Origin of the sequence: Halohasta salina (genome assembly GCF_024178165.1) — an archaeon.
Classification (GTDB): Archaea; Halobacteriota; Halobacteria; order Halobacteriales; family Haloferacaceae; genus Halohasta; species Halohasta salina.
Window position 1 is genome coordinate 1 of the sequence record NZ_JAMZIE010000002.1, and the last position, 21,518, is coordinate 21,518.

Sequence of the window (21,518 nt, forward strand, 5' to 3'; positions counted from 1 at the left end):
CATGAAAAAGACGTACCACAGAGGTCACTCGTAGAAGACGAGTTCGATAGACTCGGGGTGTGCGCACCGAGGCAACGAGGTGTTGAGCCCACGAGAACTAACAGACCGAGCCACAATCATACTATGCACTGACCCATTGTAATGGGTCCAGGCGCAAACTGGATTGCACGTATTCACACGATCGTACGGACCGTTCGACCGACTTGGACTTGCAGTGGTTCGACTCCACTGGTCGGCGTTACGGCGGCCATAGCGACGAGGTTCCACCCGTACCCATCCCGAACACGGAAGTTAAGCTCGTCTGCGTACCACGCAGTACTGGAGTGGGAGACCCTCTGGGAGCCGTGGTTCGCCGCCCCTACTCATCGGTGATTCCGCTGGAATCACCCTCATACCGTGATCCACACGGATCACACTCATACCAAGCCCGCAAGCAATAGCTATCGCTTGTGGGCTTTTTGCATTTTTGTACGTGACGAGCGATAGCTCCCGGTTGTGGCTGGCTGCTCAACCATTCGTCTAATTCGAGAGCGGCTGGGCTGTCTGGTATTGGATGTGTCTGATCAGGGTGCGTACGTTCCCTCAAGCTGGGTCTCGTCGACAACGTGGCCCTGGATCGCATCTAGGAGACTATCCTTTGTTGCCCCGGCGTCGAGATCGACCTGTTGGCCGAGGGCATAGAGGCGGAACCGGTAGCTGTGTTTACGGTCCGGCGGGTTTGGGCCACCGTATCTGCGCTCCCTGTAGTCGTTGTGGCCTTCGACAGCGTTCGTAGCGTCCGAGTCTTCGGGAATGGTTTCGGTATCGGGATCGATGTTCCAGACAACCCAGTGGTCCCAGACTTTACCTGCCGGTTCGACGGCATCTGGATCATCGACGATCAGTGCTAACGACGCGGCGTCGTCGGGGACTGCATCGATCTCCAGCGGGGGGTTGACGTTGCGTTCCGTGTACCCGTATTCGCGGGGAATCGACTCGCCGTCCTCGAACGCCGGACTCACGAGTTGCAGTTGTGCCATCGGTTGGCACTCGGCGTCGACATGAGTAAGTGTGCTGGCCGCCCGCGCTGCTACTCGTGGGTGTCTGTCGGTATGTCGACGGTCACGACGTCGGCCTCCGGCGCGTTCCGTTTGACGCTGTTGAGTCCCTGTTCACACTTCTGACGGCTGGCGTACCCCTCGCCGCTGTCAGCGATGATGTTCCCGTTTCGATGGACGAGTCGCCACCGCCACTGTCCCGCGTTGTCCTCGTAACATTCGAAGGTCGCTGAGGCCATGGCTTGCTGTCGGTCGAGTAGCCACTTCGGTCTGGTGGTGCCATCGCACCGAGGTGTGTTCGACCGGTCGACGAACGCCCAGTCGGGTTCCAACGAACGCCGAGCCGACTTCGGCTATTCGAAAGCACCGAACCAGAAGACGATGCCGACGATGACCGCGAGGATGCCGAGCATCATACTCACCGCTTCAAGACTGGCGAGCAGCGCGAGATTCGAGCCGATCGCGACCAGCGGAACCCATGGAACACCAGGAACGCGAAACCGACGCTCGCGGTCGGGCTCCCGACGTCGGGACTGAATCAGTGCCACGTTCACGAAGATGAGGCCGCTGAGAAGGAGAAAATCCGCGAAGTGGGCCAATGATTCGAGGCCGAGCACGATCCCCTCCGGCTGGCCGGTCCGCCCCGGTGCCGTCCCGAAGAGGACCGTAAAGCTCAGAAAAAACACGAGGATTAGCCCGCCGGTCACGACGACCGCGGTCGACGGGACACCCGACTGTGGGTCGACCCGTCGGACCGGATTCGGAAGGTGGTCGCGCCGGGCCATCGCCAGTTTCACTCGTGAGCCAGCCAGAATCGTCGCGTTGGCCGCCGAAATCATCGAGACCAACGCGCCGACAATGAACAGGTAGTAGCCGACATCTCCAAGGTAGTATTCGGCCGCACGCGCCATCGCGACCTCTCCGTTTTCGCTGAGGAACCGAGTAGCAGTGTCCGTGGAGGCAAGCCCCGTTCGCTCGGCGAGAAACGAGAGAAAGGCACTGTCGTTGATCGCGACAACGACCACAAGGACGACGAGCACGTACAGCACGGTCACGAGTCCGATACTCAGGAAGATCGCCCGCGGAACGGTCCGCTCGGGGCGTTTGATCTCGCCCTCGCTGGTTGCGATCGCCTCGAAGCCGAAGAACGTGATGAACACGAGCCCGGAGGTGAGCGCAATGTCACCGTACTGAGTGATGTTCTTCGAAAGCGAGGTTTCAACGACAGTCGACTCGAAACCCTGGAGTCCGCCGTACAAGAACAGGCCAATGAGTGCGATTTTGAGCCCGGTCACGACCAGCTGGAACAGCCCAGTTTCCTCGGCGCCGGCGAGATTGACGCCGATCAGCAGGGCGAGCACGCCGACACCCGGCAGCCAAAACGGGAGTACATCACCGATCGAGAGGGCCGGTAGGAGGAATCGGGCGAACCAGTCGACGAAGCTCGCGAGATAGAACGCCGCGCTCGCGGGGTAGCCGAGAATCATCAGCCAGCCGATGAGATACGACCACTCGGAGTCGAACACCTCGGCGACGTAGGCGTAGCCACCGCCGTCGACGGTATAGATAGTCGCGAACTCGGCGTAGGTCAGCGCGGTAAACGAGGCGACAATCGCCGCGAGCCCGAACGAGACAGCCGCCGCTGCACCGACGTTGGCGACCGCAAGACCGGAGAGGACGAAAATTCCGCCCGCAATCATCGTCCCGACGCCGATTGCGGTGGCTCCAAGCAGGCCGATCTCACGGGAGAGCTCGTCGGTCGACTCCGCTACCGACTCGGAAGAGTTTCTGTCGGGGGACACAGTAGCCACATCCGAGTCGAGTCGTCGTGCTGCAGTGGCCTAATATTGTGGACAGTCGGACCTACACCACTGTCGGAAGCGATTGCGATCAGGATTGCTCGTGGCTTTCGTCACCGCTGTCGACGAAATCAGGCACCGACAGATCGTGTGAGACGACGGTGCCGTCCGACTGCAGGGTGACACTCCCGAGCGTCACGGTATCGCCGGGCGATCCCTCCGCGGCGATCGAGCACAGCGTCGACTCCTGATCGAGGTGGTCCCACGTCACCTCGGCGACGAGCTGCTGGAAGGCTTCGGGATCGCGCCACCCCGAGTCGATATCGCTCGGGACGCGGACGACGAACTCCAGTTCCGACTCGGTGACGTGAATGGCGACCAGAAAGCGGTCGCCGTCGCTGTCGTCGGCGGTCATAGTCTCCCTTCGACAACCGCAGGCAAAACGACTGTGGGTCGACGGCGAACGGCCGGCGAGTAGTTTCCCCCTACTCACCGGTAGCCCGTGGCTAACGGTAGCACAACGCGGAGAGCCCGGAGGTAGAACGGTTTTTGCCGACCGAGCGGCCACCACGGGTAATGAGCTACAAGATCGGCCTGGTGGGCAAGCCATCGGTCGGCAAATCCAGTTTCTTCAATGCGGCGACGATGAACGACGTTCCCGAGGGAGCCTACCCGTTTACGACGATCGACCCCAGCGTCGGCGAGGCCTACGTCCGCGTCGACTGTGCGGCCCCGGAGTTCGACGAGAGTTGCACCCCAAACGTTGGCGTTTGTGAGCACGGCACGCGGTTCGTCCCGACCAAACTCGTCGACGTCGCCGGCCTCATCCCCGGCGCACACGAGGGCAACGGCCTCGGCAACCAGTTCCTGACCGACCTCAACGAGGCCGACGTCCTGATTCACATCGTCGACTTCTCGGGGAAGACCGACATTGAGGGTGAGGCCACCGAGGGCCACGACCCGAGGGACGATATCGACTTCCTCGAAGACGAACTCGACATGTGGTATCTCGGCATTCTGGAGTCGGGCATCGAGAAACACGAGACGAAGTATCAGGGGGCGGAGGCCAAGATCGAGGTCGACCTCGCCGAGCAGATGAGCGCGTTCAAGACGAACAAAGACGAGATCAAGCAGATCATCCTCTCGCTCGGCCTCGAACTGGATACCGAGACGTGGGACGCCGACGACCGGGAGGCGCTGGCCCGCGAGATCCGAAAGCGCACGAAGCCGATGCTGATCGCGGCCAACAAGATGGACACCCCCGAGGCACAGGCCAACTGGGAGGAAATCACCACCGATCCCGACTACGACCATCTCACGTTCGTCCCGACGAGTGCCCACGCCGAGAAGGCGCTGAAAACCGCCGCCGAGGGGGGCGTGGTCGACTACACGGCGGGCGACGACGATTTCGAGATCGTCGACGATATTTCGGCCGAACAAGAGGCCGGCCTCGAACAGATCCGGGAGTTCGTCGGCGAGTACGGCGGCACCGGGGTCCAGCAGGCCATCGAGACTGCGCTGTTCGACGTGCTCGGAAGCATTGCGATTTTCCCCGGCAGCGCCAACGGGAGTGCCGACGAGAAGGGCGTCTTCCGGGATTGCTTTATTCTGCCCGAAGGGTCGACAACCGAAGACTTCGCCTACTTCCTTCACTCCGATATCGGTGAGGGACTCCTCCACGGGATCGACTGCCGGAGCAACCGACAGATCGGGTCGGACCACGAACTCGACCACCGCGATGTCGTCGAGATCGTCTCGACCAACTAATCGTCCGCCTCGACGTCGTCGATTGCGTCGGCGAGCGCATCCAGCGCCGCCGTCGCGCTCTGCTTGGCGACCGCCTGCCGGTCACCGTCGAAGACGTGTCGATCCGCGCGCGCGAACGACGACTCGCTGCCCCACGGTCCGGCGTAGGCGACGCCGACGTAGACGAGGCCGACCGGCTTTTCCGCTGTCCCGCCAGTCGGCCCCGCGATGCCGGTCGTCGACACACCCCACGTCGTGCCGGCGGCATCACGGATTCCGCGGGCCATCTCGCGGGCGACCGACGCGCTCACTGCGCCGTCGGCGTCGAGTGACTCGCGGGAGACACCGAGTTCCTGCTGTTTGGCCGTGTTCGAGTAGGCGACGATCCCGCGGTCGACGTAGTCGCTCGCGCCGGAGACGTTCGTGAGTCGGACACACACGCGGCCACCGGTCAGTGATTCGGCGACCGAGAGGGTTTCCCCTCGGTCCCGGAGGCGGTCGCCGACCGTTTTCGCGATCCCATCGGTCGGGGTCGTTGGCATGACCGTGTTGTCTCGGGGCGGGGGCTTGAACCGTTCGGCTGTCGAGGCGTCAGGTTTCCTCGCGGATCTGTGTCCAGAGCTCTTCGAGCCGCTGGTCGGCCGTCGACTCCCGGCTCGGTCGATCGATGTCGGCACTCAGGCTGTGATCCTCACTAACCCAGACCCCGATCTCGCTGAAATCGAGCTCGTATCGCGTGGTGTGTTGGCCGCCCTGTCGGATCTGTGTCGACTCGGTGACGAGCGATGCCTCGGTGAGATGGTCGAGTTTACGGTACATCGTCGACAGCGGAATATCGCAGGCTTCCGACAGCTCGTTGGCGGTCATCGGCTCGGAGAGGGTTTCGATGATCCGTCTGGTTGGCTCGTCACCGAGCACGTCGAGTACGTCCTCGGTCCGGAACTCGTCGTCCCGAGCCGACGGGTCGCGAACCATTATACACTGGTAGAGCCGACACTCGGATAAATATACTTATTAGTCGCTGCTGTCGGTTCGCCCGCACCGTATTCCGGCCGCCACCGTGGCCTCGATCACCGTCCTCCTGAGCGCAAATACCTGTCCGTTTAGGTGTCTCGAACACGTACAATAGACGAGTCGTTATGACTGACACAAGCCGCTACGATCGACGAACTGTTGTGCGCGCTATCGGCGGATCGACCCTCGCAGTCGGCCTCGCCGGCTGTGCAGGGAGCGAGCCGACTGCCGACGACGAACCGACCGACGAATCGACGGACGATGGAGACGCCGATGCGGACACCGGCGGCGACGGCGACGCGGACGCCGGCGGTGACGCCGACGAGTCGGTTCCGGACGCCGTCGACAGCTACCTCAGCGACAACGATGCCCGCGGCTACGACGGAGCGGCCGTCGACGCGACCGGACAGGACACCGTGACCGTCTCGGTCGGTGCCGGCGAGATCGGCCTCGCGTTCGATCCGGCGGCCGTCCGTGTCGACGCCGGGACGACTATCGTCTGGGAGTGGACTGGCGAGGGCGGCGATCACAACGTCGTCGCTGCCGACGAAAGCGACTTCGACGTCTCGCCGCAGGAAGAACTGATCGCCGACGCGGGCCACACCACCGAGGAAACCTTCGACGAGGCCGGCAACTTCCTCTACCTCTGTGAGCCCCACGTGGGCAACGGCAAAGTCGGCGCAGTTATCGTCGAATAACCGACCAACGGCCCGACACGTCCCGATCAGTCGAGCGCAGCGTCGACTTTCTCGATCGGGTGTGGCGGTTTGCCGTACTGTTTCTCGTAGTCCGCCAGCTGTGAGCGGCAGGACGTCCCCGGCGCGACGACTTCGGTGGCCGGCGACTCGTCGACGGCGTCGAACAGTAGCTGGCCGATCGCCTGACTCATCGAGTAGTGTTCGGCCTCGTAGCCGAAGGAGCCGGCCATCCCACAGCAGGTCGTATCCAGCACGTCGACATCGTAGCCCACTCGCCGGAGAACGCCCACCGCGTGGTGGTCCCGGCTGGCGGCCGTCTGGTGGCAGTGGCCGTGGTAGGCGACCTCACTGTCGGCGTCGGCCTCCAGTGCCCCGTCGAGGCGGAAGCTGTCGAGATACTCCATGACGCTGTAGGTGTTGTCGGCGACTGCCTCGACGTCCGGCCCCGACAACAGGTCGAGGTAGTCCTCCTGATACATGACCGCATCCGAGGGCTCGACGCTGACGACGTCCCAGCCGTCGTCGATCAGTGGTGCCAGCGCCTCGACGTTCGCCCGTGCGGTCGACCGCGAGTGGTCCAGCAGGCTCTTCGAGTGGGCCGGTCGACCGCTGTCGGTGACCTCCTCGGGGATGGCGACGTGGACGCCGGCGGCTTCGAGCGTCCGCACCGCGGCCTTGCCGACCTCCGGCTGGGTGTAGTTCGTGTACGGATCGGCGATCACCAACGCCTTCCGGTCGGCCTCGGCGGCCGACACCGTCGGGGTCCGACCTCGGTCCCACTTCTGGAGCGTCTCGCGTTTGAACGTCGGCAGTTCGCGCTCGCGGGCGATTCCCAGCGTCTTCTCCAGCAGCACGTTGCTGCCGGGGAGTTTCGCCGCGAGGTTCGAGAGCGGCGCGAACGTGCTGCCGAGACTGTAGAGCGTCTCGACGTTGGCGAACACCCGGTCACGGAGGGGGATCCCCTCCCGGTTGTGGTGTTCGTGTTTGACCTCCGTTTTGAGTTTGGCCATGTCGACGCCGCTTGGGCAGTCCCGTTTGCAGCCCTTACAGCCGATACAGAGATCCAGCACCTCGTGGGTGAACTCCTCGCTGAACACGTCGTCGGGGAGATCGCCGCTCATCGCCCGGCGGAGCATGTTGGCCCGGCCGCGCGTGGAGGTGATCTCTTCGTGTTCGGTCGCCCGGTAGGTCGGACACATGATCGACCCCGTCGTATCCTGGTGGCCGGTACAGCCCGCACAGCCGTGGCAGAGTTCCGTCATCCCTTGGAACCCGTTTTCGGTCTTCCAGTTGAGTGTCGGCTCGAAGCCCGCATCGAAGCTATAGTCGCTGTCGTAGCGGAGGTTCTGGGTGGGGTCGAAGTCCCCGCTGACGTTGCCGGGGTTCAACAGCCCCTGTGGGTCGAAGGCGGCTTTGAGCTCCTTGAACGACGCCCAGATCGCCTCGCCGTACAGTTTCTTGTTCCATGTCGTCCGGGCGCGGCCGTCGCCGTGTTCGCCCGAGACCGAGCCGCCGTACTCGATGACGAGATCGGTGACGGCGTCGGAAATCTCGAACATCGTCTCGACGCCGTCGTCTGCTTTGAGGTTGATCAGCGGTCGGATGTGGAGCACACCCGGACCGGCGTGGGCGTAGTAGGAGGCGAAGGTGTCGTACTCGTCGAACAGCTCCTGGATGTCGGCGACGTACTCCGGGAGGTTTTCGGCGGGGACAGCGGTGTCCTCGACGAACGGCCAGTGTTTGTCGTCGCCAGTACGGGACAGCAGGATCGGCAGGCCGGCCTTCCGCATCTTCCAGAACTTCGCTTGGCGGTCGTCGTCGTAGGCCTCCAGCGCGTCGACGGCCTGCAACTCGTCGGTCGTCGTCACGGGATCGTCGCTGGGGTCGACCGCGGCCTCGTAGTCCGGTAGTCGGTCGGCCAGCAGATCGGCGACCTTCTGTTTGCCGTCGTCGACCGACTCGGCGTAGAACTCGACGAGCAGCGTCGAATCCGTGCCCTCCGGCAGCGTCCCCACGGCCTCTTTGAACTCCGGGGTTTCGCGGGCGAGATCCAACAGGACGTCGTCCATCACCTCAACCGCGGCCGGATCGTGGTCGAGGATCGGCGCGACGTCTTCCATCGCCGACAGCACGTCGTCGTAGGTCAGCAGGACGACCGAGGTCTCGTTGGGGACCGGTTCGAGCGAGACGGTCGCCTCGGTGACGATGCCGAGGGTCCCCTCGCTGCCGGCCAGCAGCCGCCCGACGTTGACCTCACCCCGTTTCTCGGCGTCCTCGAGGAGTTTGTCGAAGTTGTACCCCGAGACGTTCCGCATCAGGTCCGGATAGCGGGCCTCGATCTCCTCGCGTTGGTTCCGAAGGACGTCCGAGACGACCCGGTAGACCTGTTGTTCGATCCCCGGATCGTCGGCCGCGGCGGCCGCTTCGGCCCGTTCGTGGAGTTCGTCGACGGCCATCCAGTCGAAGGTGGTCACCGTGCCGTCCGCGAGGACGACCTCGACCGATTCGAGGTAGCCGTCGGCCTTCTCGTATTTCAGCGAGTGCGCACCGGTGGTGTTGTTGCCGATACAGCCGCCGAGGACGCTCTTGTCGCCCCACGCCGGATCGGGGGCGTATTTGAGGCCGTGGTCTTCGAGGCGGTTGTTCAGCCGTGCGAGGGTGATCCCCGGCTCGGCGGTGGCCGTTTCGGCCTCGGGGTCGACCGAAATCACGTCGTTGAGTTCCTTTTTGAATTCGAGGACGACCGCCTCGTTGACCGTCTGGCCGGCGAGGCTGGTGCCGCCGCCGCGCGGCAACACGGGAATCCCCTCGGCGGCGCAGTACTCCATGACCGCCTGCACGTCCGCGGTCGACGTCGGAACGACGACGCCGATCGGTAGCTGGTTGTAGGCGCTGGCGTCGGTCGCATACAGGTTGCGGGTGTAGCTGTCGAACCGGACGTCGCCGTCGACCAGCGCTTCGAGGTCGTCGACGAGGTCGGGCCGCTCGACATCTCCGCTCCGATAGTCGTAGTTGCTCCGGGCGTCCGCTGCCGGATCGGACGCCGCAGTTGGTTTCGGTTTACTCATGGTAGCAGTTAGCTAGCTTTGTCTTCGTAATTCGGATGAATTACTGTTTGGGTCTCTCTTGGCAGTCGGGAACGGTACCAGGGGTCGGAGGTCAGGCCACGTCGACCCACGCGCCGCGGTCGTCGCTGCGCTCGATGGCGTCGAGCACCTCTTGGACCCGGTAGGCTTCGTCGAAGGACGGCGAGAACTCCTCGCCGGCGTCGACTGCCGAGAGGAACTCGAAGTTTTCGTGGACGAAGGTGTGTTCCCAGCCGACGACGTGGCCCGGCGGCCACCAGTGGTCGACGTAGGGGTCGGTCTCGTCGGTCACGAGCACGGTCTCGTAGCCGCGGCTCTCTCCCGTGAGGACTTCGAGCTCGTTGAGCCGCTCCAAGGAGAACTTGAGGCCCCCCTCCGAGCCGTGGATCTCGATGGTGTGGTCGTTCTTGTGGCCGGTGGCGAACCGGGAGGCCTCGAACGTCCCGACCGCGCCGTTTGCGAACTCGGCTTGGGCGCTGTAGGCGTCGTCGACCGTCACCGGTCGGTGTTCCTCGACGGTCCCCTCGTCGTCGTAGACCGGCCGTTCGTCGACGAACGTCTGGAGGTGGCCCGACACCCGCTCAATGTCGCCCGCCTGCTCGCCGACGAGGAACCGCACGAGGTCGACGGTGTGGGCCCCCAGATCGCCGAGCGCGCCGGAGCCCGCGAGGTCGGCGTCCATCCGCCAGGCCCACTCCGCGTCGGGGTCGACGAGCCAGTCCTGCAAGTAGCGGCCGCGAACGTGGTGGATCTCGCCGAGGTCGCCCGACTCGATCAGTCGCTTGGCGTACTGGATCGCCGGAACGAACCGGTAATTAAAGGCACAGCCCGCCGGCACGTCGGCCGCCGCCGCGGCATCCCGCATCGCCTCGGCTGCCTCCAGTGTCGGGGCCAGCGGCTTCTCACAGAGGACGGGCGTCCCGGCTTCCAGTGCCGCAATCGAGGGCTCGGCGTGGAGGTGGTTCGGTCCGAGGTTGTAGAAGACGTCGACCTCGTCGATCACCGCGGCCCAGTCGGTTGCGGTGTGCGAAAAGCCGAAGCGGTCGGCCGCATCGGCCAGCGCGTCTTCGTCGCGGCCGATCAGCGTGTGGCGCTCGACGGCGGGCGCGTCGGGAAAGAACATCGGCAGCCGGGCCAAGGCGTTCGAGTGGGCCTTCCCCATAAACCGGTAGCCGAGCATCCCGATCGTGAGTGGCTCCGACATGGGTTACTCCGCCCAGTAGGCGTCGCCGGGTTCGGTTTCGAACATGGCTCGCGAGAGGACGTCGACGGCCTTCTCCAACCCTTCGGTCGCCGATGTGAGCGAGTCCTCGTGCTCGATGGAGAGTGCACCCTCGTAGCCGACCATCCGGAGCGTCGAGACGACGTCCTTCCAGTGGCTCTCGCCGTGGCCGTAGCCGATCGATCGGAACAGCCACGACCGGTTGGGCTCATCTGTGTAGGCGGTCGTATCGAGGACGCCCTTCTCGCGGGCCTGTGGCTCGTAGATCTTGGTGTCCTTGGCGTGGAAGTGGTGGATCGCGTCCTCCTCGCCGAGTAGTCGGATCGCGTCGGTGACCTCGATGCCCTGCCAGTAGAGATGCGAGGGGTCGAAGTTCGCACCGATCCGCTCGTTGGTCAACTCACGGAGCCGCAGCATCCCGTGAGGCTCGTACACCAGCATGTTGGGGTGCATCTCGATGGCGACGTCGACGCCGTGGTCGGCGGCGACCTCGGCCAGCTCGGTCCAGTAGTTTTCGGCGACGGTCCACTGGTACTCGTGGGCGTCGTCGTGCTCGACCGGCCACGGGGCGGTGATCCAGTTGGGGACCTCGTCGTTCGGTCCGCCGGCGGGGAGCCCCGAAAAGCAGGTGACCGTGCCGACGTCGAGTTCGGCGGCCAACTCGATGGCCTCACGGAGCTCGCGGTCGGCTTCGGCCGCCCGCTCGTCGTCCGGATGCAGCGGGTTGTTGTGAGTCGCCAGCGCGCTGATCGACAGGTCGTACTCCTCGAGCAACCCCAGGAGGTCGGCCTGTGCGTCCTCGTCGCCGAGCAGTGCTTCCCGGTCGACGTGGTCCTCGCCGGGGTAGCCACCGACGCCGAGTTCGACACAGTCGACGCCGATGTCGGCGAAATACTCGAATGCCTCCTCACGTGGCCGGTTACCGAGCGGGACGGTTAGTACACCAAGCTCCATGTGAGAAGTAACTACTACACCCCGAATAAATGTTTATGAAAAATTTATATATGGGACGTTTCAGCCGGCAGTCGGGGAGTTACTGCTCCGGCGGGGTGGCCCGGACGGGGTCGGGCTCCAGCGAGACAGCCGTGCCCTCCTCGGAGGACCGGTAGATGGCATCGATCACGCGCTGGACGGTGAGTGCCTCGTCGACGGTGTTACGTTCGGGGGCCGCGCCGCCGACGTGATCGAGGAAGTAGCCCAGTTCGGCGCGGTGGGTGTCGGTCGACTGGGTACGGATTTCGGCGTCGGTCAGGTGATCGGTGCCCGCGCCGTCGGCCTCGAACAGCGTGAGATCGTCGCTGGCGCGATCGAACCGCGCGCCCGCCTCGGTGCCCCGGAGGACGAACTCGTCGTTCGTTGGGCGGTTGGTCGCCCACGCGACGTCCAGCGAGATCGTCTGGCCCGCCTCGGTCCGAATGAAGGCGCTGGCCGAATCGTCGACATCGAACCCCTCGGGGCCGACATCATCGCCCCACATCTCGACGTAGGCGTAGTCCTCGCGGGTGCCGAACTGCGAGCGCGCAGTGCCCGAAACCTCGGTGACAGTCGGGAAATCCAGCAGGTAGAGCGCCAGATCGATGGCGTGAACGCCGATGTCGATCAGCGCGCCGCCGCCGGCGACCTCCTTCGAGGTGAACCACGACCCCCGGCCCGGAATTCCCCGGCGACGGACGTAGTTGGCCTCGACGTGGGTCAGTTCGCCGAATCGGTCGGCCTGCTGGTACTCTTTGATGACCTCCACCGGCGGCGCAAACCGGTTGTTGAAGCCGACCATACAGAAGCCCTCGGCGGCGCGCGCCGCCGCGGCGATCCGCTCGGCACTGTCGACGGTGTGGGCCAGCGGCTTTTCGAGCAACACGTCGACGCCGGCCTCCAGGGCCGCGACGGCGTACTCCTCGTGGAACCGGTTGGGTGTGGTGATCAACACGGCGTCGACCGCCGCGAGCAGTTCCGCGTCGTCTTCGTAGGTCGGGACGTCGTATTTCTCGGCGAACTGGCGGCGTGCCTCGCCACTGATGTCGACGCCGCCGACGAGGGTCGCTTCGTGGTCGGCGAGCCGGTCGGCGTGGTGGTGGCCGATGCCACCAAGTCCGACGATCCCGACTCGCAGTGGTGTGTCTTGACTCATTGCTAAATAGTTACTATAGGTGTTGTTAAAGTTCACGCTACATGCCCGGTCGGGGTTCGGACCCGATGTTCGTGGGGTGCCTCCCGTTTCGGGTCCGTCCCGACCGCCGTCGAGCGGGGGAAAACCGCCGTCAGCAGGACGCAGGACTCAGTCGCTGGAGCTGACCCCCGTTTCGGCCGTCGACGCGTCCGTCGGGTCGGCAAGCCCGTGGGCGATCGCCTCCCCCGAGATCGCATCGAAGAGGTGGACCTTGCTCCGGTCGAGGACGACGTTGATCGTGTCGTTCTCGCCGAGTGTCGTGTCGGGGTCGGTGCTCATCAGCAGTTGATCGTCGGACTGGGTCGAATCCATCGAGGCTTCGGCGTCCTCGCTCAACAGCAGGTAGATGAACACCTCGTTGCCCATCGGTTCAAGCACGTCGGTCCGCGCGTCGATCTCGGCGGTCGGATCCTCGACCGTCGACACCTTCCCCACCTCGTAGACGTCTTCCGGCCGAATCCCGAGGGTGACCTGCGAGCCGACGCTCACGCCAGCAGTCGCCGGGTCGAACTCCACGCTGATGTGCTCGGACTCGAAGCCGTCGGCCGTTACCTCGCCGTCGACGAAGTTCATCGACGGCGAGCCGATGAAGCCGGCGACGAACTTGTTGGCGGGCTCGTTGTAGCAGACCAGCGGCGGGTCGATCTGCTGGAGCTGGCCGGAGTCGATGACGGCGATCCGGTCGGACATCGTCATCGCCTCGGCCTGATCGTGCGTGACGTAGATGATCGTCGTATCCAGCTCCTTGTGGAGCCGCTGGAGCTCCGTGCGCATGTGAACCCGGAGCTTGGCGTCAAGGTTCGCCAGCGGCTCGTCCATCAGGAACACGTCGGGGTTGCGGACGATCGCCCGCGCGATGGCGACGCGCTGTCGCTGGCCGCCCGACATCTCCTCGGGCATCCGGTCCTGCATGTCCTCCAGTTGGACGACCTCGGCGGCGTGGTCGACCCGACGCTGGATCTCCTCGTCGTCGTAGTCACGGAGTCGGAGCCCGAAGCTGATGTTGTCGAAGACGTCCATGTGTGGGAACAGCGCGATGTTCTGGAACACCATCGAGATCCCACGGTCTTTCGGCGGGAGGTCGGTGACGTCCCGACCGCTGATGTTGATCGTCCCCTCGGTGGGTTTGGTCAACCCCGCGATGGTCTCCATCGTGGTCGACTTGCCACACCCCGATGGACCGACGAAGGTGACGAACTCGCCGTCCCTGATGTCGAGGTTCATGTCGTCGACTGCCGTTACGTCGTCGTACCGCTTGGTTATGTGTTCGAGTGTAACGTTTCCCATGGTGTTACTCCTTGAGTGCGCCCGCTGTGAGCCCGCTGACGATCTTTTCCTGTGCGACGACCACGAGGATTGCCACCGGCAACACGCCGATGATGCTCGCGGCCGCCATCACGTTGAACAGTACCTCGTATTGGCCCTGATACTGGAGGATCCCGTCGACGATGGGAGCCCAGTTGTTGGCGCTGCCGTCGGTCATGAGGAACGAGAAGAAGAACTCGTTGTAGACCGCGATGAACGTCAACACGCCCGCGGTGGCGACGCCGGGGGCTGAAAGCGGCATGATCACGCGGAACAGCGCGCCGAGCCGCGTGGTGCCCTCGATCCGGGCGGCATCTTCGAGCCCGTCGGGGATCTGCGAGTAGAACGTCGTCAGGATGAAGATCGCCAGCGGCATGAAGATCGCGCTGAAGGGGATCACCATCGCGTACGGCGTGTTGTAGAGGCTACCGTCGGCCAAGATCGGCCGTAACACGTCGACGTTGGTGTTGAACAGCTCGTTCAGCGGGATGAAAAACGCCGCCGGTGGGAAAAAGGAGACGATCAACACCAGCAACATCAGCGGTTGCTTACCCGGGAACTGGAGCCGCCCGAAGACGTAGCCCGCGAGGCTGGCGACGACGATGACGACGATCGTCGTCACCGTCGCGATCACGAAGCTGTTGAACATGTAGCGGTGGAACGGGATCAGCGTGAACACGTCGACGATGACGCCCGGATTCGTTCCCATCGTGAGATCCCCCTGTGCCAGCAGCGAGGGATCGAATCCAGAGGGAACCAACCCCACGTCCTGGAGGTTGTCACGGGGGGTCAGCGCCACCATGAACAGCCAGTAGAACGGGAACAGCGTGGTGACGAGGAAGAACACCGTCGCCGTGTAGAACAACGCTTTGTAGGCCCGTTTCGGGTTTTGGATCGCTTTCGCCGCCCACGCCTCGAAGGGGCCGCGATCGATCTCCGGTTCTTCGTCGTCGTCGGTCAGGACCGTCTCTGTCGGTTGGTCAGTCGACATTACATGAACCCTCCTTCGGAGTCACGGAATTTCACGAGATAGACGGCGATGAAGACGCCGATCGCAGCCGCCGTCAGGAACGCGACCGCCGCGGCGGTGCCGTAGATTCGGGTGCCGCCGAACAGCCCATCGATTACCAGACAGGTCATCGAGGGGACGGTCGAACAGCCTGCCGTCGACTCGATGATGCCGTAGACGCGCATGGCGTCCATCGTCCGGAACAGCATCGCGACGATGAGCGCGGGCATCACGATCGGCAGGGTGATCAGTTTGAATCGCTGCCATGGGGTCGCCCCAGAGACCTTCGCCACGTCGTAGAGGCTCCGGTCGACGCTCTGGAGGCCCGCGAGGATCAACAGCGCCATGAACGCCGAGGTCTTCCAGACGTCGGCGATCAGGACGATGAAAAACGAGTCGCTACTGGAGGCCAGTGGGTTGTCGCCGAACAGGCCGAGCGCCTGCATGATGTCGCTGCCGAAGCCGACGGTCGGCTGGAACATGAGGAAAAACAGCATCCCTTGGATGACGATCGGGATCGCCCACGGCAGGATGATCGCCACGCGGACCCAGCGTCGACCCTTGAACTCCTGATCGAGGACCATCGCCTGTCCGAAGCCGATGGTGGTCTCGAAGACGACGCTCAGGATCGCAAACGCGAGCGTGACAAACAGTGCTTGGCGGAAAAACGGAGTTCCGAGTTCGACGAACGGGAAGTTGGATGTGAGTGCAACGTCGATTACTTCCCGGCTCAGCCGCGTCTCTCCCGTGAGGACGTTGATGTAGTTTTCCAGTCCGACGAACCCGCCGAGCGGCTCGGCACCGCGGGTCTCGTCGGCCAGCAACGACATCCGAAACGTCGACAAGAGGGGATAGAACGCGACCAGTGCCAAAAGCAGGAAGCCGGGAATCAACAGCAGGTAGGCGTAGGCAGCTTCACTGAGGTTTTCCATCCACGTGAAGACGCCGCTGAACACGCCACCGCTGTCGTCCCCGGAGTCGACCGGTGTGTTGGTGTGGTCGGTTGCCATGCGAATAAGGAATGTGGTGTTGGTGGGTAGTTATCGGGTGTCGCTTTCTTCGAGCTGGGCCGCCAGATCGTCCATTGCCGTTTGGGGCGTTTTCTCCTGGGTGTAGACGTCGTGGACCTCTTGGAAGATCAGTGACGACTGGTTGGGCCACAGGTCGGTCACCGGCCGAGCGATCGCGCTTTCAGCGGCGACTTCGAGCGTGTCGATGTAGCGGCCGACGGGACCGACTTCGTCCTCGCCGACGTTGCTCATGACGCTCGGGATCGGCGGCAGGTTCCCCGCGTACTCGAAGATCGCCAGCATGACCTCCTCGCTGGTCCAGGCTTCGATGACCTGCACCGCGTCTTCGGTCTTCTGTGAGTTGGGGTTCAGCGTCAGGTGCCACCCACCGAGGGCCGCGCGGGTGCCACCGAGGTTGTCGTACTCGGATTCGCTTTCGGGGACGCCGTACGGTAGTGGCATCGTCCCGAGATCCTCGCCGAAGGCCTCGTCGTTGTTGGTGATCGCGTACGGCCAGTTGCGGTGAGCAATCGCGTTGCCCGCCGTGAACGGACCGCGGGCGTCCTCTTCGGTCCACTGAACGATCGAACTCGGAGCGATCTGTGCGTACCCCTCGGCCGCCTCGGGGTCGTCGCTGCCGTACATGAGCGCCCGCATCATGCGCAGGGCCTCGATGACGGGCTCCTCGTCGACGGTAACGGGTCGCTCGCCGACCGGACCGAAGAGGTTCTCCCGGCCGCCGAAGTACGCGCCGCCGAAGCTCGACATCGTCTCGTTGAACGTACAGCAGGACAGCCCCTCGTAGGCTGCCGCCTGCGTCGTGAAGCCGTAGTCGATATCCTCGTTTTGGCTATGGACGTCGGCGACGGCTTGGGAGAACTCCTGCCAAGACATGGCTTCGGTCGCCCAGTTGTTGCTCTCCGGACTGTACCCGGCGTCCTCGAAGAGGTCTTTCCGGTACTGCATCACCGGGTAATCCGGGAAGATCGGCACGCCGTAGAGATCGCCCGACTCGGGATGCTCGGCGGTCGCGACCGACGCCGAGAGGTATTCGTTGCGGATCCGGTCGAGTACGTCGCTCGACAGCTCCTCTTCGAGGTTCGCCAACTGCTCGCGAACGATGAACGGGATCGTCCACCCGCTGTCCATCATGAACAGGTCCGGCGACGAACGCCCGGCGTTCAGCGCCGAACTGTAGGTCTGTCGGCGGCTGTCGGTCTCGAAGTCCTCGGCCTCGATCGAGACCTCGATGTCGTTGTCGAGTCCGGCCTCCCGGAGCGCGGCGACGATCTCCTCGGAAGCGTCGACCATCTCTTGGTCGGCCGAGACGACGACAGCACCACTGCCACCGTCGCCGCCGCCACCCGTACAGCCGGCTACGCCGACCGCGATCCCCGATGCCCCTGCCGCCTGTACGAACCGCCGGCGCGAGATGCCGGCGGATCTGTCGCGTCCGTGTAATTCAGTATCGAACATTACGTTTAGCAATGTCGTATACACATTATATATATTTTGGTGTTGTATACAACTGCCATTATTAGTTTTATTTTTTACATATTTACCGCACTGGCAATGGTCGGAATCGGACGAGAGAACAGTTATCTCGGCAGAACAGTCGGTCGACCGGAGCGGCTAGAAGAGCCCCGGCCAGATCACGTACACGCCCAGCGTAGTCAGGAGGCCGCCAGCGACGAGGTAGTAGGCGACCGGGATGAGATTGAGGCGCACGACCCGGCCGGTCGCACCGACGAGGCCGACGGTCGCCAGCGCGGCAATCACGTTGTGGATGGCGATGGTGTTGCCGATCGCCGCGCCGATCGTCTGGGCCGCGACGAGGATCGTCGCCGGCATGCCGAGAGCGGTGGCGACCTCGAACTGGAAGGCGGCGAAGGTGATGTTGCTCACGGTGATCGAGCCAGCGACGAACGAGCCGATCATGCCGACGACCGGCGCGACCAGTGGGTAGGCCGCCCCGACCGTCGACGCCGTGCTGTCGGCGAGGACGACGATCATGCTGGCGTCGACGGCGGTCGTGGCGGCGTCGGTGTTGAGCATGATCTCGACCATGGCGATGACGAACATCAACACCACCGCCGGCGAGACGATCTTCCCGGCGGCCTCACCCCACGCGCCAGTCACCTGCTGGCGGTCCATCCCGAACAGCGGAATGGCAATCAGCGCGCTGGCGAGTAGCCACGTGCCGGGGACGTAGGCCCACCTGATCGCCCCTTCGAGGCCGGTGCCGAAGACGTCCCAGCCGATGGCCAAAAACGGCCCCTGCTGGAGGAACGCCGCGATCGGGTCGACGACGCGGGTGGCGATCAACAGCACCGAGAGGATGATGTACGGCGACCACGCCCGGAGCAGTCCCATCGAGGCAATCGACCCGTCGTCGCCGGTGCCGGCCTCGGATTTGGCCTCCTCACCGCCGGGTTCGATCGTGCCGACCCAGTGGTCGGGCCACGTCTCCCGGTCGGGGAACTCCCAGTCGTCGCTCGGTTCGAGGAAGCCGGCCCGCAGCAGGCCGACGACGACCCCGCCGCCGAGCATCGAGGCGAACAGCGAGGGGAGTTCGGGCCCAATCAGGTAGGCCGCCCCGACGTAGGGAACCGCGAAGGCGATCCCCGAGACGATCGCCAGCGGGAGGACGCCGACGGCGGGTTTGAGGCTGCGCTCCTCGCCGAAGAAGTAGACGACCATCGCCACGGCGACAAGCGGCATCAGGATCCCCAACAGCCCGTTCAACAGCGCCGCATAGATCCCCGCCTCCGCGGAGAACTCCGTGACCGTCAGGCCGGTCCCATCAAGGATTCGCCCCTCGACGGCCGACAGCGGCTGCTGGAAGCCGACGATGATCGGGGTGCCGACCGCGCCGAAGACGGTGGCGATGGCGTGGCCGATCAGCGCGGCGATCACCGCCGCCAGCGCTGGGAACCCCAACGCCAACAACAGCGGGGCGACGACCGCCGCGGGCGTCCCGAAGCCGGCAACGCCCTCCATGAACGTCGCCAGAAAGAAGCCGAGCAGGATGACCTGCACCCGTCGGTCGTCGCTGATCTGTGCGAAGCCGGCGTTGATCCGGTCGACCGCCCCCGAGCGCATCAGCGTGTATAACAACACGAGCGCGCCGAAGACGATCCAGAGGATCTCGATGGCCGCCATCGCACCCTTGATGCTGGCGGCGGCGATGTAGGTCGGCGGCAGCTCCCAGACCACGAACGCGATGGCCGCGGCAGTCCCCCATGCGACGGGCATCACTCTGACTGCGGGCCACAACAGCCCGACCAACAGCGCGGCGACGATCAACAACGGGAGTGCCGCAAACAGCGTTTCACTCATCGGAACCCCACAGATAGCCGTGTCGACGGTTCGACGCGACGCCGGACCGTACCCTATGTACACACATAACCTATCACGATTGATCCCGGTTCGAGGTATAAATCACGCGTCAGCGGTGAGTATTTCATGGATCTTGTTGATAGAACTGTCCGGCCGACGGCGACGGGATGTGAGCCGATCGGACGTGAGTTCGGCAGCCATCGATCGGGGTGTGGCCGGTCGTCGCTCCGCTGGCGGCGGTCGACAGCTAGCCGGTCACTTATCCGCGGTCGCCCGCGGCAGCCGCAGGGTGACACGGGTTCCCGACGGCCGGTTCTCGATGGAGACTTCGCCGCCAAGCAGTGAGACCGTCCAGTAGACCAGCCACAGTCCCAGCCCCGTCCCGTGGCGTAGCGGGGTCTCCTCGCCGGTTTCGATCGTCGCCCGCTCCTGTTCGGGGATCCCGGCCCCGTTGTCGACGATGATGATGTCGACCCACTCTCCGGAGCGGTCGGAGTCGGTCGGGGTGGCGGTGAGTCCGACCCGCGGGGTCGCCCGCTCGTTGTGGTCGGCGGCGTTGTTGAGGAGTTCGGTCAGCGCCACCCGGAGTCGGCTGTCGGCTTTGACCGCGATGGGATCGATGTCGGCGACCGACAGCTCGGCGTCCGGGTAGGCCGCCCGGAACTCCGTGGCGACCGTCTCGAACAGCGTCCGGAGGTCGGCGGTGGCCTCTCCCGGCGGTTCGTGGTCGAACAGCGAGTCGATGGTGCCGGCCTTCCGACTGAGAGCCGCCAGTGCCGCCGCCCGCTCGGCGATCGCGTCGACGAACGACCGGCTCTCGGGGTCGTCGATTCGCTCGTTGAGCAGGTCGGCGTTCCCCTCGATGACGTTCATCCCGTTGCGGAGGTTGTGGCGCAACACCCGGTTGAGCACCGATAGCTGCTGTTCGCGGAGCCGGCGGTCGGTGACGTCGGACTCGATGGAGACGAAGTGGGTGATCTCGCCGTCGTCGTCGGTGATTGGCGAGATCTCCTGTTTGACACGGTAGAGCTCGCCGGATTGCCGCTTGTTGATGATCGTCGCCTCCCACCGCCGGCCGTCGAGGATCGTCTCCCACAGCTCGGCGTAGAAGCCCTCGGTCTGCTTGCCGGATTTCAGGATCCGCGGGGTGCGGCCGACCGCCGTCTCGCGGCTGTAGCCCGTCTGGTCGACGAACGCCGGGTTGACGTACTCGATGATCCCCTCCCGGTCGGTGATCACGACCGCCTGACCGACGTTCTCGACGGCCTTGCGGAACAGTTGGAGCTGCTGTTCGCGTCGCTTTCGGCCGGTGATATCCCGGGCCGACAGCACGACCGCCGTCTCGCCGTCGTAATCGAGCGTCGACCCCGAGACGTCGAGATACCGGCGCTCGCCAGCTTTCGTGACACACGTTAGCTCGCCGGAGTATCCCTCTCCCGCCTCGGTGACCTGATCGAGGAACGCCCCGAACGTCTCGTCGTCGCCCCGGATCGTCTCCCGTGGATCCAGCGCGCGGAGCGCTTCGCGGCTGTACCCCGAGAGCTCGCTTGCCGCCGGGTTACATTCGATGATCTCCTCGCCATCGGGCGTGACGACGAACAGCGCGTCGTTCGTCGCGTCGAACAGTCGCTGGAACCGCAGCCGGCTGCTGGCGTACTTCTCGCTGAGTTCGACCGACTGCCGGCGGCGAGCCAGCAAGTTCCCCAGCCGCCGGTATAGCGTCGACCGGTCGACGGGCGCGGTGACGACCTCGTCGATCAGTGGCGGCTCGGCGTCGTCGGGTTGCCGGACCGTCGTCTGCTCGGACCGCCGGAGGAGGACGACCGGGCAGAACGTCGGATGCTGGTCGGCCTTGCGCGCTTCGAGCGCCGACCGGGCCGTCGAGAGCCTGCGGTCGCCGACGAGATAGCAGTCGACCGGCTGCAGCGTCTCGTCGGTCACGACCTCGTAGCGGTGCTCGAGCAGTGACGTCAGCGCCTCCCGATCACCGTCGCCGTTGACGAGCAGTTGGATTCGGGGGGTGTCGTCGCTCGGCTCCGCGGCCCCCGACTCCCCGACGATATCGTCGTTCGGCTGGTCCGACATC

Annotated in this window: 18 protein-coding genes and 2 rRNA genes; 4 read left to right on the plus strand and 16 right to left on the minus strand. The window is 64.4% G+C overall.

From position 1 onward, the window contains the following. Together NKJ34_RS03980 and rrf are read left to right on the plus strand one after the other, a co-directional pair. Positions 1 to 121: ribosomal RNA gene (locus NKJ34_RS03980) — 23S ribosomal RNA — on the plus strand; the annotation flags it as partial. Between the two features lie 118 nt (positions 122 to 239). Then, positions 240 to 361, plus strand: a 5S ribosomal RNA gene (rrf, locus tag NKJ34_RS03985). Between the two features lie 202 nt (positions 362 to 563). Here the strand turns inward: rrf and NKJ34_RS03990 are convergent. The 4 genes from NKJ34_RS03990 to NKJ34_RS04005 all read right to left on the minus strand — a co-directional run bounded on the left by NKJ34_RS03990 (position 564) and on the right by NKJ34_RS04005 (position 3,251). Further along, positions 564 to 1,019, minus strand: a complete 456-nt coding sequence (locus NKJ34_RS03990; protein WP_253736989.1) for a YbhB/YbcL family Raf kinase inhibitor-like protein — start codon at positions 1,017 to 1,019, stop codon at positions 564 to 566. 50 nt (positions 1,020 to 1,069) lie between these two features. Further along, positions 1,070 to 1,276 (minus strand): HVO_2922 family protein, encoded by a 207-nt coding sequence (locus tag NKJ34_RS03995; protein ID WP_253736990.1) that lies wholly within the window; start codon positions 1,274 to 1,276, stop codon positions 1,070 to 1,072. 114 nt (positions 1,277 to 1,390) lie between these two features. Next, complete coding sequence (locus tag NKJ34_RS04000) at positions 1,391 to 2,848, minus strand: APC family permease (RefSeq protein ID WP_253736991.1); 1,458 nt, start codon at positions 2,846 to 2,848, stop codon at positions 1,391 to 1,393. A 79-nt stretch (positions 2,849 to 2,927) separates the two neighbouring features. Beyond that, positions 2,928 to 3,251, minus strand: coding sequence for a DUF8124 family protein (locus NKJ34_RS04005; RefSeq protein WP_253736992.1), 324 nt, complete (start codon positions 3,249 to 3,251; stop codon positions 2,928 to 2,930). 161 nt (positions 3,252 to 3,412) lie between these two features. Here NKJ34_RS04005 and NKJ34_RS04010 point away from each other — a divergent pair, with 161 nt between their 5' ends. Beyond that, entirely contained in the window at positions 3,413 to 4,603 is a 1,191-nt protein-coding gene (locus NKJ34_RS04010; protein WP_253736993.1) for a redox-regulated ATPase YchF, read from the plus strand. Here NKJ34_RS04010 and NKJ34_RS04015 read toward each other — a convergent pair. Both NKJ34_RS04015 and NKJ34_RS04020 read right to left on the minus strand, forming a co-directional pair. Then, positions 4,600 to 5,124 carry a CinA family protein gene (locus NKJ34_RS04015; protein WP_253736994.1) on the minus strand — a complete coding sequence of 175 codons (525 nt, stop codon included), beginning with the start codon at positions 5,122 to 5,124 and terminating at the stop codon, positions 4,600 to 4,602. The genes NKJ34_RS04010 and NKJ34_RS04015 overlap by 4 nt on opposite strands. 49 nt (positions 5,125 to 5,173) lie before the next feature. Then, entirely contained in the window at positions 5,174 to 5,557 is a 384-nt protein-coding gene (locus NKJ34_RS04020; protein WP_253736995.1) for a winged helix-turn-helix domain-containing protein, read from the minus strand. Positions 5,558 to 5,721: 164 nt separating this feature from the next. Here NKJ34_RS04020 and NKJ34_RS04025 point away from each other — a divergent pair, with 164 nt between their 5' ends. Next, positions 5,722 to 6,294 (plus strand): halocyanin domain-containing protein, encoded by a 573-nt coding sequence (locus NKJ34_RS04025; RefSeq protein ID WP_253736996.1) that lies wholly within the window; start codon positions 5,722 to 5,724, stop codon positions 6,292 to 6,294. 26 nt (positions 6,295 to 6,320) lie between these two features. Here the strand turns inward: NKJ34_RS04025 and NKJ34_RS04030 are convergent, their stop codons facing one another. The 10 genes from NKJ34_RS04030 to NKJ34_RS04075 all read right to left on the minus strand — a co-directional run bounded on the left by NKJ34_RS04030 (position 6,321) and on the right by NKJ34_RS04075 (position 21,517). After that, complete coding sequence (locus NKJ34_RS04030; protein WP_253736997.1) at positions 6,321 to 9,362, minus strand: FAD-binding and (Fe-S)-binding domain-containing protein; 3,042 nt, start codon at positions 9,360 to 9,362, stop codon at positions 6,321 to 6,323. A gap of 91 nt (positions 9,363 to 9,453) precedes the next feature. Beyond that, positions 9,454 to 10,584 (minus strand): Gfo/Idh/MocA family protein, encoded by a 1,131-nt coding sequence (locus NKJ34_RS04035; protein WP_253736998.1) that lies wholly within the window; start codon positions 10,582 to 10,584, stop codon positions 9,454 to 9,456. Between the two features lie 3 nt (positions 10,585 to 10,587). Further along, positions 10,588 to 11,556 carry a sugar phosphate isomerase/epimerase family protein gene (locus tag NKJ34_RS04040; protein WP_253736999.1) on the minus strand — a complete coding sequence of 323 codons (969 nt, stop codon included), beginning with the start codon at positions 11,554 to 11,556 and terminating at the stop codon, positions 10,588 to 10,590. Between the two features lie 79 nt (positions 11,557 to 11,635). Next, complete coding sequence (locus NKJ34_RS04045; protein ID WP_253737000.1) at positions 11,636 to 12,730, minus strand: Gfo/Idh/MocA family protein; 1,095 nt, start codon at positions 12,728 to 12,730, stop codon at positions 11,636 to 11,638. Positions 12,731 to 12,877: 147 nt separating this feature from the next. Next, complete coding sequence (locus tag NKJ34_RS04050; RefSeq protein ID WP_253737001.1) at positions 12,878 to 14,056, minus strand: ABC transporter ATP-binding protein; 1,179 nt, start codon at positions 14,054 to 14,056, stop codon at positions 12,878 to 12,880. Between the two features lie 4 nt (positions 14,057 to 14,060). After that, the gene (locus tag NKJ34_RS04055; protein WP_253737002.1) at positions 14,061 to 15,065 is read right to left on the minus strand and encodes a carbohydrate ABC transporter permease; all 1,005 of its coding nucleotides are present in this window, start codon (positions 15,063 to 15,065) and stop codon (positions 14,061 to 14,063) included. Then, on the minus strand, positions 15,065 to 16,093 hold the full coding sequence (locus NKJ34_RS04060; protein ID WP_425491753.1) for a carbohydrate ABC transporter permease: 1,029 nt from the start codon (positions 16,091 to 16,093) through the stop codon (positions 15,065 to 15,067). Before NKJ34_RS04060 ends, NKJ34_RS04055 begins: the two co-directional genes overlap by 1 nt. A gap of 30 nt (positions 16,094 to 16,123) precedes the next feature. Next, on the minus strand, positions 16,124 to 17,569 hold the full coding sequence (locus tag NKJ34_RS04065; protein WP_253737003.1) for an extracellular solute-binding protein: 1,446 nt from the start codon (positions 17,567 to 17,569) through the stop codon (positions 16,124 to 16,126). A 156-nt stretch (positions 17,570 to 17,725) separates the two neighbouring features. Then, positions 17,726 to 19,432, minus strand: coding sequence for an L-lactate permease (locus NKJ34_RS04070; RefSeq protein ID WP_253737004.1), 1,707 nt, complete (start codon positions 19,430 to 19,432; stop codon positions 17,726 to 17,728). Between the two features lie 255 nt (positions 19,433 to 19,687). Further along, positions 19,688 to 21,517 (minus strand): PAS domain S-box protein, encoded by a 1,830-nt coding sequence (locus tag NKJ34_RS04075; RefSeq protein WP_253737005.1) that lies wholly within the window; start codon positions 21,515 to 21,517, stop codon positions 19,688 to 19,690. Between the last annotated feature and the right edge of the window lies 1 nt (position 21,518).

Coding starts and splice junctions, on each gene's coding strand:
- NKJ34_RS03990 (WP_253736989.1), bottom strand. CDS start 1,019: ATGGCACAACTGCAACTCGTGAGTCCGGCGTTCGAGGACGGCGAGTCG.
- NKJ34_RS03995 (WP_253736990.1), bottom strand. CDS start 1,276: ATGGCCTCAGCGACCTTCGAATGTTACGAGGACAACGCGGGACAGTGG.
- NKJ34_RS04005 (WP_253736992.1), bottom strand. CDS start 3,251: ATGACCGCCGACGACAGCGACGGCGACCGCTTTCTGGTCGCCATTCAC.
- NKJ34_RS04010 (WP_253736993.1), top strand. CDS start 3,413: ATGAGCTACAAGATCGGCCTGGTGGGCAAGCCATCGGTCGGCAAATCC.
- NKJ34_RS04015 (WP_253736994.1), bottom strand. CDS start 5,124: ATGCCAACGACCCCGACCGATGGGATCGCGAAAACGGTCGGCGACCGC.
- NKJ34_RS04020 (WP_253736995.1), bottom strand. CDS start 5,557: ATGGTTCGCGACCCGTCGGCTCGGGACGACGAGTTCCGGACCGAGGAC.
- NKJ34_RS04025 (WP_253736996.1), top strand. CDS start 5,722: ATGACTGACACAAGCCGCTACGATCGACGAACTGTTGTGCGCGCTATC.
- NKJ34_RS04030 (WP_253736997.1), bottom strand. CDS start 9,362: ATGAGTAAACCGAAACCAACTGCGGCGTCCGATCCGGCAGCGGACGCC.
- NKJ34_RS04035 (WP_253736998.1), bottom strand. CDS start 10,584: ATGTCGGAGCCACTCACGATCGGGATGCTCGGCTACCGGTTTATGGGG.
- NKJ34_RS04040 (WP_253736999.1), bottom strand. CDS start 11,556: ATGGAGCTTGGTGTACTAACCGTCCCGCTCGGTAACCGGCCACGTGAG.
- NKJ34_RS04045 (WP_253737000.1), bottom strand. CDS start 12,730: ATGAGTCAAGACACACCACTGCGAGTCGGGATCGTCGGACTTGGTGGC.
- NKJ34_RS04050 (WP_253737001.1), bottom strand. CDS start 14,056: ATGGGAAACGTTACACTCGAACACATAACCAAGCGGTACGACGACGTA.
- NKJ34_RS04055 (WP_253737002.1), bottom strand. CDS start 15,065: ATGTCGACTGACCAACCGACAGAGACGGTCCTGACCGACGACGACGAA.
- NKJ34_RS04060 (WP_425491753.1), bottom strand. CDS start 16,093: ATGGCAACCGACCACACCAACACACCGGTCGACTCCGGGGACGACAGC.
- NKJ34_RS04065 (WP_253737003.1), bottom strand. CDS start 17,569: ATGTTCGATACTGAATTACACGGACGCGACAGATCCGCCGGCATCTCG.
- NKJ34_RS04070 (WP_253737004.1), bottom strand. CDS start 19,432: ATGAGTGAAACGCTGTTTGCGGCACTCCCGTTGTTGATCGTCGCCGCG.
- NKJ34_RS04075 (WP_253737005.1), bottom strand. CDS start 21,517: ATGTCGGACCAGCCGAACGACGATATCGTCGGGGAGTCGGGGGCCGCG.